This window comes from uncultured Gemella sp. (assembly GCF_963519265.1).
Classification (GTDB): domain Bacteria; phylum Bacillota; class Bacilli; order Staphylococcales; family Gemellaceae; genus Gemella.
The window spans coordinates 1-10226 of record NZ_CAUQNQ010000050.1; the positions used below are offsets into that span (position 1 = coordinate 1).

The window sequence follows — 10226 nt, forward strand, 5'->3', positions numbered from 1 at the left end:
TTTTTTCAACTTCTTTTGACTTTTCTGTTTACACAAAATATTATACACTATCTTTTTTAAAGTCACTCCTCATTTTCTCTTTCATATTTTATGGAACTGACTACTATTTCTTAAATTTACATCTAAAATTTTCTCATGCAATAATTTGCCAAAAAGCAAAAAAAAAAAGAAAAATCGAGTAATTTCCGATTTTTCTTTTTTTATTTATTAGATTTCTCTTCTTGTTCTTCTTCTTGGACGTGGGTACATTTCTTGTTCTACTTCGTTTTTACCATATCCACTTGTGAATGAGCTGGCTTCTGGTTGAGCTGGGCGTTGTGCTAAAATATCTCTTTCAACACTTACTCCATCTTCTTCAAATCCAGTAGCGATTACTGTAACAATGATTTCATCAGTTTTTTCTAACTCTTCGTTAAATACTGTACCGAAAATCATGTTTACTTCATCATCACTAGCTTCTTGAACGATACTTGCAGCTGCTTGAGCCTCAAATAAACTTAATGATGGTCCACCAGTGATGTTTAATAACACACCTTTTGCTCCAACGATTGAAGTTTCTAGTAATGGAGATGAAATAGCTTTTTTAGCTGCTTCGATTGCTCTGTTTTCACCTGAAGCTACACCGATACCCATTAACGCTGAACCTTGGTCAGCCATAATAGCTTTAACATCAGCGAAGTCAAGGTTAACTGTACCAGATACGTTAATTAAGTCAGAAATACCTTGTACCCCTTGACGTAATACGTTATCTGCCTCAACGAATGCTTGCATCATTGGAGTAGATTTATCAACGATATCTAATAATCTATCATTAGGAATAACGATAAGTGTATCTACTGCACCTTTAAGTGAGTTAATTCCTGCAGTAGATTGTACTTGACGTTTTTTACCTTCAAAGTTGAATGGACGAGTAACAACACCTACTGTTAATGCTCCTAATTCTTTAGCGATACCTGCTACGATTGGAGCGGCACCAGTACCAGTTCCTCCACCCATACCAGAAGTAACGAACACCATGTCTGCTCCTGCTAATGCTTCTTCAATTTTATCTTTAGTTTCTTCAGCTGCTTTGCGCCCAACTTCTGGGTTAGCTCCAGCTCCAAGACCCTTAGTTAATTTTTCACCAATTTGAATTCTTACATCTGCTTTAGAACGTTTTAATGCTTGAGCATCTGTATTAACTGCGATAAATTCAACGTTTTGAATTCCACTTTCTACCATTCGGTCAACGGCGTTACCACCACCGCCACCAACACCTACTACTTTAATTACTGCTGATTGATCAAATTCTTCAAACATTCTTTATTTCCTCCTGATTATTATTCAAAAAACGAATTATACATTTTAGTTATTTTATCAAAGAAGTTTTTCTCTTCTTTTTCTGTTTTCTCTTCTTCGTAATACTCTTCTTCCTCTAACTCTTCTGTGTGAGGCTCAGTTACTACTGCGGTATCAACTTTTGAATTGTTTACTGAAATTTCCTGAACTGCAGAAACATTTTCAAATGTTGAATTTGTATTTTTTACTGTTGGTACTTCATCTGTTACTTGGTAACCAAATAAAGATTCGATTTTGTAACTACTTGTTAGTGTTCCAACAACTACTGAAAGTTCTGGTGAATTAGCTCCTATTATTTTTGGAGATCCAATTCTAACATTCATTTTCCTTAGCATATCTTTAGCTAAGTCTAATACTCCTGGCATAAGTGTTGTTCCACCAGTTAGTACTACATTTCCTTTTACTCTATTTATTCCAGCTTTTCTAAGAACATCAAATGATCGCAAGATGATTTCTTCTACTATTTCTTCAATATAGTCTGCTAGTTCTTTTTGAGTATATGGTTCTTCATCTGATTCTAGGTTATCTAATTCAATAATTACTTGTGACGATGCTAAATCATAAAATGCATGTCCTTGCGTTATTTTTATCTCTTCGGCTCTCTTCAAAGGAACATTTAATACATCAGAGATTGTACGTGTGATATCCTCTCCAGCTAGCTCTATAGACTGAGATAATTGCAATATTCCATCTTCAAAATAGCTCACTGTTGTAAGACCAGCACCAATATCAATTATTACTGAACCATAATCTTTTTCTTCATCATTAAGTAGCAATTCACCCAACGAATGTGATGTACAGAATGTCTCATTACAATCCAAACGTAAGTTTTCAATACTCTTATAAATTGTGTGAAGATGAGTTTTAGAAGTTAATACTCTATTTCCTGTCACTTCAAAAGCATTATGAACAGTCATTCCTTTTGGTTTTCTTATATTTTCTATATCATCAAGACGATAGTAATCTGGGATTACTTGAACCACTTCTCTTTCACGTGGTAATGGTAGAATTTTTGCCTCTTCAATTACTTCTTCGATATCTCTACCATCAATATCGTGTTTTGTATCAAATTTAATTTCCGCTACACTTTTTTTAATATGAGTGTGTATACTTGGAACTGCTACATATAACGATCTTATGTCTTTATTAGCTTCACTTTTTGCAATGTCTATTGCCTTTTGAATATCTCTAGATGCGGATTCTACATCAATAATGTTACCACGTTTAATAGCCGTAGTTTTTACAACTCCAACTCCGAGTATATTCAATTTTTCATATACTACATCTGCTATAATCACTTTTATACTAGATGATCCCAGATCTATTGAAGTATACAATTGTGAACTCAAGTCAAACACTCCTTCCTTTTAAAACTTTGTTATTATAATAAAATTGTAAATACACACATATTTTATTTACACATACTAAATTATAACATAAAATTTAAAAAAAAAATATGAAAAACACCAAAAAAAATTAAATTTTATTAAAATATTTTCAATTTGTAATATTATATACTAATATTTTAAAATTTATATCATTTTTAAATAAAAAGTGTCCAAAATACGAAATTTCGGACACTTTTTTTACTATTCATTTTTGTTATTTTTTGTTGATTGTTGTATAGTATTCTTATTTTTTTTAGAAGTATTCACTTGAGCATTTGTAGTATAATTTTCAGTTTTGTTATTTTTTTCTACTTTTTCTGTATCTTCTATTTGCTCATTATTATTTTTAGATGTTGATTCATCTCGTAAACCTTGTCTAGCCAATAATTGTTTAATGCTATCATTTCTTTTTTTCTCAGTTTTAGGTGTTTCTAGATACGCACCATTTATTAAGTTTAAAGTTGTATTATTTTTATCCTCAATATATTTAGATATTTGATTATAATAATTTAACTTATCTGAAAAACGTGCTCTTAAAGCCTTAACTTTTTGACCATCTTTCATATAGATTATTACATTGTCACCTTCATCATTTATAATTTCAGAGATTTGCAATCTAACTTCTTCTTTCAAATTATTTAAGTTCTTATATATTTCTTCTAGCTTTGTACTATCATCATTAAACTTCTCTAAAATTGGTAAATTATAATTATTTCTTATTTTTCCAGTATAAGTTTTACCGTTTTCCATAATTATTTCATAACTACCGTCTTCTCTTTTATTTTGAGCTATAAAATTATATTCTTCAACTTTCACCTTAATAGTAGCTGGCATTTTGGATTGTACTGACACTGATTTAAATATTTCAAATTTCTCTTGAATATTTTTTTGAATTTCATCATCTTTTATAGACCACGTTCTTAAATTATTATTTATATTTCCTGCCTCTAGTATTTCTTCTTTACTAATTTGGTTATTACCTTCAACTTCGATTGTTCTTAATTTCAAATAATTACTAAATAGTAATGAAAATACTGCTATCACAATTAAAAATAAAGTTACTATGAACACTAATTCTCTTCTTTTTTTTCTTTTTATTTTTTCTAATGAACTTCTTCTTTTTTCATTATGCATTTTTTCAAGTAACTTTTTATTCTTCTTGTTCATAGTTTTTTAATCCTCTTGACTAATCTTCTCAAACGTCGCTATAAATTCATCCCCACGATCTTCGAAACATCTATATTGATCCCACGATGCACATGCTGGAGATAGTAGAACTATATCTCCACATTCAGCAAGTTCATTTGCTAAAATTGTTGCATCATCTACTTTTATTGCCTTATGACACTCTACTCTATTAGCAGATGCCAGATCAAATAGTATCTCTTTACTTTCACCTACAACAACCATTGCTTTAATTCTCGGGAAGAATGGAACTAATTCCATAAAATCAATTCCCCTATTTTTCCCACCACAAATTAATATTATATTTTTCTCAAATCCGGAAAGTGCTGTAGTTGTAGCAACTGGATTGGTAGCTTTAGAATCATTATAGAACTTCACTCCATTATGTTCTCCTACATACTGTAATCTATGTTTTACTCCACTAAAACTATAAAGTACTTCACGAATTGTCATAACATCTGCACCTTTTAGATAAGAAATTAAAGCTGCATTTATAGCATTTTCTACATTATGCATGCCTGGAAGTGACATTTTTTTAATATCGAACAATTCTACGTCTTTATACACTACCATATTATCTTTTACAAATATATCTGCTTCCTGATTTTCTTTGGTATCGTAAAAAATTACTTCAGAATTAATTTTATTCAATTCATATTTTTCTTTTTCTTTGATATTCAGAATTAAAATATCATCTTTGGTTTGATTTTTGTAGATATTTCTTTTAGCATTTCTATAATTTTCAATACTACCATGATAATCTAAATGTCCTACACCTAAGTTTGTAATGGCTGCTACCGATGGTTTGAAATATTTTGTCCCCTGTAGTTGAAATGATGAAACTTCTGTAACTATTAGCGAATTTGGATGATTATAGGCTACCTCTATTGACGGATAACCAATATTCCCAGCTAAAAAGACATCTTTATTAGCTGCTTTTAGGATATCGAATGTCATCTGAGTTGTTGTAGTTTTTCCATTAGTCCCTGTTATTGCTATCATATCAATATTAAATAATGTATTAGCTAATTCTATCTCAGTAATAATATCAATATTTTTCTCAATCGCTTTTTGTAAAAATTCAATTTCATATTTAATTCCTGGATTTTTTACAATTAAATCTATATTATCTAATAGTTCTAAGGGATGACCACCATCAACTATTTTTACACCTAAGTTTTTTAATTCAATAGCTTTTTCATCTGTACTTAAATCATCAAAAGCATTCAAAACAACATCATAACCTAGTTTTTTTAGAATTTTTGCTGTCGAGTAACCGCTTCTTGCAAATCCTAATACTAATATTTTTTTATCTTCTAAATTTATCATTTTACATTACCCCTACAAAATACCCTATAGCTGAAGAAACAACAGCTATAATAACAAAAATATATACAGTCTTCACTTCACCATAGCCCGATAGTTCAAAATGGTGATGCAATGGAGACATTTTAAAAATTCTTTTACCAGTTTTTTTAAAATATGCTACTTGAATTATTACCGATAAAGTTTCTAATATATAAACTAAACCAATAAATAAAAATGCAACTTCTTTATGTAAAACCACTGAAATCGCTGCTAAAATTCCTCCAAGAGCTAACGAGCCAGTATCACCCATAAATATTTTTGCTGGATTTCTATTAAATAATAAAAATCCTATAAGTGAACCAACTATTGTTAAACAAAATACTAATACAGGGAAATTATTCTCCTTATATGCTAATAAAGCAAGTGTACTAGTTGTAATGATTGTTACACTAGTTGCTAATCCATCTAATCCATCAGTTAAATTAACAGCATTTGAAAAACCTGTTTGCCAAAATACTAAAAAAATTAAATATAAATATGAAATATTTAGCTTGTAATCAAATACTGGGATATGTATATAATTTATATCTTTATAAATAAAAGTTACTAAAACATAAAATATTATAGAAAACAGTATTTGTAACATTAATTTTTTTCTTGGTGCTAAACCATCATTTTTTTTCTTAACAACAATTAGCATATCATCTATATAACCTATTATTGAAAATGAAATAGTTGTATAAATGAATAAAAAGTAATACTTCATATTTTCACTATCTAAGAACATCGCTATTACAAGTGAGATAACAATTGAAATAATAAAAGATATGCCACCCATTGTAGGTGTTCCTTTTTTATGCATATGACTCTGTGGTCCTTCTTCTCTAATTGCTTGTCCAAATTTTAATTCATGTAAATATTTTATTAATCTTGGTAGCATTAAAACTGTCAGAAAATATGCTACCATTAATAACGATATAGCAAACATTGTATCTGAATTACTCATTTCGTTCTCCTAACTAAATTTTATTTTTATCTTGTCCCCTTTTTTCACAAATCTCTGTGCTGGAATTGATTGTTGTTTGGCAAATCCGTTTCCTTCTATTTCAATATCTAACCCTGATAATTTAGCGTAGTTAAGTACATCAACTTTTGACCACCCTGTAAAGTTAGGTAAAAGTATATTTTCATCAGATACTAATAAAAATACTCTTTCATCTTGCTTGATTAAATTCCCTGCTGAAGGATATTGATCAACTACACTATTTCCACTCCCAATTGTTATTATGTTTTTAGTTTTTTTCTGTAAATTAACGATTGTAGAATCAACATTCGCTCCTACAAGGTTATCCATCTGATAGCTTTGAACATTATTATTATCATTTGATTTCTTAACATTTAAGTAATTAAGCGTATTTTCCATAATAGGTTTGAAGATTTCAGAAGCCCCATTTGCATAGCTTGCTCCAAGGTCTTTTGAAGGTAACTTCATACCCACATATAATATTACTTGTGGGTCTTCACTAGGTGCATATCCTATAAATGAGCGCATTACTTTATATGGACTCTTATAATATGTTCTGGTTTTAGGATCAACCACCTGGGCAGTACCAGTTTTTCCAGAAACACTATAATTTTCTACAGCATATCTCTTACCACCTTGAGCCCATGTTCCATTTACAACACCATATAGTTCTTCTTTCATTATATCCGCTGTACCCTTTGATATAGGATTTCCTACTACTGTTCTTTGACCTATATTAACATCCTTATCAATCGTTTTATCATGAACTCTTTGTAAAAAATACGGTGCTAACATCTGCCCATCATTTAATATTGCTGTTTCCGCTTGAATCATTTGTATTGCTGTTACTGTACTACCTTGACCAAAAACTGTTGTAGATGCAGACACTTTGTTATTAAATACTAAATCCCCTGTCGATTCATTGCCATACAATGAATTTGTACTTTTACCAAAACCGAAACTCTCTAATCCAGTTTTTAATTTTTCTGACCCTAATTCACGCAATAATGTTAACATTAAAGTATTTGAAGATTGTTGGAAACCATGACGTTGAGTAATTGTTCCCCAACCAATCTTATTCCAGTCAGAAATTGTAGCGTCTTCCACTCGATATGAACCAGATCTAAAGTAACTATCTGGTTTATATATATTATTTTCTACCATTATTGACATTGTAAATGTTTTAAATGTCGAACCTGGTTCATACGCTGAGTTATAGAAAATATTTGACCATGCACTTGCCAGATTTTCTTGAGTATTCGGATTAAATGCAGGTGTTTGTCCCAATCCTAATATCTCACCAGTTTTAGGACTAGCAGCTATTGCAAATGCACTTTCTGGTTCATATTTATCATGAATATCTTTCAGTGTATTATCTATAAAACCTTGAATATTCTTATCAATTGTTAAATATATATCTGCTCCGTCAACAGGTTTAATCTCAACTTTAGGAATATTAGAAACGACTTTCCCCCATGCATCTTTAGCATAAGTAATATGTCCTTCTTTTCCTCTTAGATAATAATCAAAAGTCTTTTCGACACCTAAATGACCAGTAATCAAATCACTATCTGGTGAATTTTGAGCAAAACCTAAAAAGTTTCCAAGCATACTTCCGTTTGGATAATATCTTTTTGTTGTCGCTATAAATTCAATTCCTGGCAATTTCAACTCTTCGATTTTCTTTTTATCTTCTACACTTATATCTTTACCAGCAGTTCCAAATTCTACTTGATATACTCCTTGTTTACTAAGTATATCTTTTATCTTGTTTTTATCTAATTTTATAAATTTAGATAGTTCTTCTGCTGTTTTGTTAATATCTACAACATGTCGTGGATTTGTTTCATCCTCTGTAGCTTTATCTGAAACTACCGCTACTAGCTTGTAAGATTCAATATTGTCAGCTAGTATATTCCCATTTCTATCATAGATTTTACCTCGATTTGGTTGTAAACTACTATCTATCTTATACTTTCTATCTGCTAATTCTGAAAGATTATGTCCCCTTACAGTTCCAATTAGCATCATTTGTCCTATATTTAATATTAATATCCATACAAAGAAAAAAACAAAAATTAGAAAAAATACAATTTTTGTTCTTTCTCGAGAGATATAATCTTTTCTTTCTAAACTTCTTCTATCTTCCAAAAACTTTAAAGTTAATATTTTCTTAAAAAGTTTTATCAATTATCTCACTACCTTTATACTATCTTTTTGAGTTTTCATTCCTACCGTCTCAGCAATTTTTTTAACTCTTTCGTAAGATGATAGATTGTTTATCATAACTTTTTGTTCATTATTATTTTTTTGTTTTTCTGATATTACAATATCATTTTTTTGTTGAGCACTTCGTAGTGAATAAATCTCTCCTTTATAGTTTAACATAACTACGTTAGCAAGTAAAATAACTCCTACAAAAACTCCATATGCAGTTTTTTCTAGTAAATTAAACTTTACTTTCTCTTGTACTTTTCTTACTCCATATTCACGACTATATACCTTTAGTGTAGCCATTTCCTTTCCTCCCCTCTATTTCGTCTGAACTTGTGCAACTCTTAATTTGGCACTTCTAGATCTATTATTTTCTTCTAATTCAATATCACTAGGATATATAGGCTTTCTTGTAATTACTTTTAATTTAGATAAACTTTCTTCTGGCATAATAGGAAGGTTTTTGGGAATATCCTTTGATTTAGAATAAGAATTGAATATTTGTTTACAAATTCTATCTTCTAGAGAATGGAAAGTGATTACAGAGATTCTTCCACCTACACTAACGATATCTATTGCTTGTTCTAATGAATCTTCAAATACTGATAATTCATTATTTACAGCAATACGAATTGCTTGGAATACTCTTTTTGCTGGATGTCCACCAGTTCTTCTTTTAGCAACAGGGATAGATTCTTTTATAATCTCTACTAATTCAAAAGTAGTTTCTATAGGTTTTTGCTCACGTTTTTTTTCAATATTTCTCGCTATTTGTTTAGAAAAGTTTTCTTCTCCATAGCGATAAAATATTTTTACTAAATCATGATAACTATATTCATTAACGACTTCATATGCACTAATTTTCGCATCAGTATCCATACGCATGTCCAATCTTGTATCATAGTTATAACTAAAACCTCTTTCAGGTGTATCTAATTGTGGTGAAGAAACTCCTAAATCATAAAGGACTCCGTCTACTTCATGTACACCATACTCTGCTAATTTTTCTTTTAAATTAACAAAATTAGATTTAATAAAGACAACTTTATCACTGTATTCGGCTAATTTTTCTTTGGCATTTTCTAATGCAACACTGTCTTGATCAAATGCATATAGTTTACCATTTTTTAATCGCTTTAAAATTTCTAAACTATGCCCTGCTCCACCAAGAGTACAGTCAACATATATACCATCTTCTTTTATATCTAAGCCTTCTACAGCTTCATTTAATAATACACTATAATGTTTAAACATTTTCATCCATCCTAAAAATCAAAATCTTCTAATTCTTCTGCTATTTCTTCTACGCTAGCTTCACTTTCAACAAGTAAATCTTCCCAGCGAGTTTTATCCCATATTTCTATCCTATTTGATAAACCATTTACAACACACTCTTTATCTAAAAAAGCATGTTCTATAAGTGCATTTGGAATATTAATTCTTCCTTGTTTATCTATTTCAACTTCAGTGGCTCCAGAAAAGAAGAAACGTTGGAAAGTACGAGCATTTTTCTTAGTGATAGGTAGTGATTTAATCTTACTTTCCACCTTTTGCCACTCTTGTAGTGAATAGCCAAATAAACAAGAGTCTAGACCTCTTGTAATAATAAATTTTTCACCTAGTTCATCTCTGAACTTTATCGGAATACTAAGCCTTCCTTTGGCATCCATTTTATTATTGTATTGACCAATAAACACTACTTCTCACCACCTTACCTTTATAATTTACCACATTTCCCCACTTTTTTCCACTAATTTCTAAAAAAAAAT

9 protein-coding genes are annotated in these 10226 nt (G+C 30.1%); all 9 read right to left on the minus strand.

What is annotated here, in order from left to right:
- Positions 1-207: 207 nt before the first annotated feature.
- Positions 208-1299 carry a cell division protein FtsZ gene (gene ftsZ, locus RWN11_RS05830; RefSeq protein WP_048802583.1) on the minus strand — a complete coding sequence of 364 codons (1092 nt, stop codon included), beginning with the start codon at positions 1297-1299 and terminating at the stop codon, positions 208-210.
- 20 nt (positions 1300-1319) lie between these two features.
- On the minus strand, positions 1320-2696 hold the full coding sequence (ftsA, locus tag RWN11_RS05835) for a cell division protein FtsA (RefSeq protein WP_314160830.1): 1377 nt from the start codon (positions 2694-2696) through the stop codon (positions 1320-1322).
- A gap of 231 nt (positions 2697-2927) precedes the next feature.
- On the minus strand, positions 2928-3893 hold the full coding sequence (locus tag RWN11_RS05840; protein ID WP_314160831.1) for an FtsQ-type POTRA domain-containing protein: 966 nt from the start codon (positions 3891-3893) through the stop codon (positions 2928-2930).
- Between the two features lie 6 nt (positions 3894-3899).
- Positions 3900-5240 (minus strand): UDP-N-acetylmuramoyl-L-alanine--D-glutamate ligase, encoded by a 1341-nt coding sequence (gene murD, locus RWN11_RS05845; protein ID WP_314160832.1) that lies wholly within the window; start codon positions 5238-5240, stop codon positions 3900-3902.
- 1 nt (position 5241) lies between these two features.
- Complete coding sequence (gene mraY, locus RWN11_RS05850) at positions 5242-6225, minus strand: phospho-N-acetylmuramoyl-pentapeptide-transferase (protein WP_314160833.1); 984 nt, start codon at positions 6223-6225, stop codon at positions 5242-5244.
- A gap of 9 nt (positions 6226-6234) precedes the next feature.
- Positions 6235-8394, minus strand: coding sequence for a penicillin-binding transpeptidase domain-containing protein (locus tag RWN11_RS05855; protein WP_314160834.1), 2160 nt, complete (start codon positions 8392-8394; stop codon positions 6235-6237).
- Between the two features lie 39 nt (positions 8395-8433).
- A complete protein-coding gene (locus RWN11_RS05860) occupies positions 8434-8760 on the minus strand; it encodes a hypothetical protein (protein WP_003143925.1) in 327 nt (108 codons plus the stop codon).
- A gap of 15 nt (positions 8761-8775) precedes the next feature.
- A complete protein-coding gene (rsmH, locus tag RWN11_RS05865; RefSeq protein ID WP_314160835.1) occupies positions 8776-9711 on the minus strand; it encodes a 16S rRNA (cytosine(1402)-N(4))-methyltransferase RsmH in 936 nt (311 codons plus the stop codon).
- Between the two features lie 11 nt (positions 9712-9722).
- Positions 9723-10154 carry a division/cell wall cluster transcriptional repressor MraZ gene (gene mraZ / locus RWN11_RS05870; RefSeq protein ID WP_003143916.1) on the minus strand — a complete coding sequence of 144 codons (432 nt, stop codon included), beginning with the start codon at positions 10152-10154 and terminating at the stop codon, positions 9723-9725.
- Positions 10155-10226 lie beyond the last annotated feature (72 nt).

Coding starts and splice junctions, on each gene's coding strand:
- rsmH (WP_314160835.1), bottom strand. CDS start 9,711: ATGTTTAAACATTATAGTGTATTATTAAATGAAGCTGTAGAAGGCTTA.
- mraY (WP_314160833.1), bottom strand. CDS start 6,225: ATGAGTAATTCAGATACAATGTTTGCTATATCGTTATTAATGGTAGCA.
- murD (WP_314160832.1), bottom strand. CDS start 5,240: ATGATAAATTTAGAAGATAAAAAAATATTAGTATTAGGATTTGCAAGA.
- RWN11_RS05860 (WP_003143925.1), bottom strand. CDS start 8,760: ATGGCTACACTAAAGGTATATAGTCGTGAATATGGAGTAAGAAAAGTA.
- ftsZ (WP_048802583.1), bottom strand. CDS start 1,299: ATGTTTGAAGAATTTGATCAATCAGCAGTAATTAAAGTAGTAGGTGTT.
- RWN11_RS05840 (WP_314160831.1), bottom strand. CDS start 3,893: ATGAACAAGAAGAATAAAAAGTTACTTGAAAAAATGCATAATGAAAAA.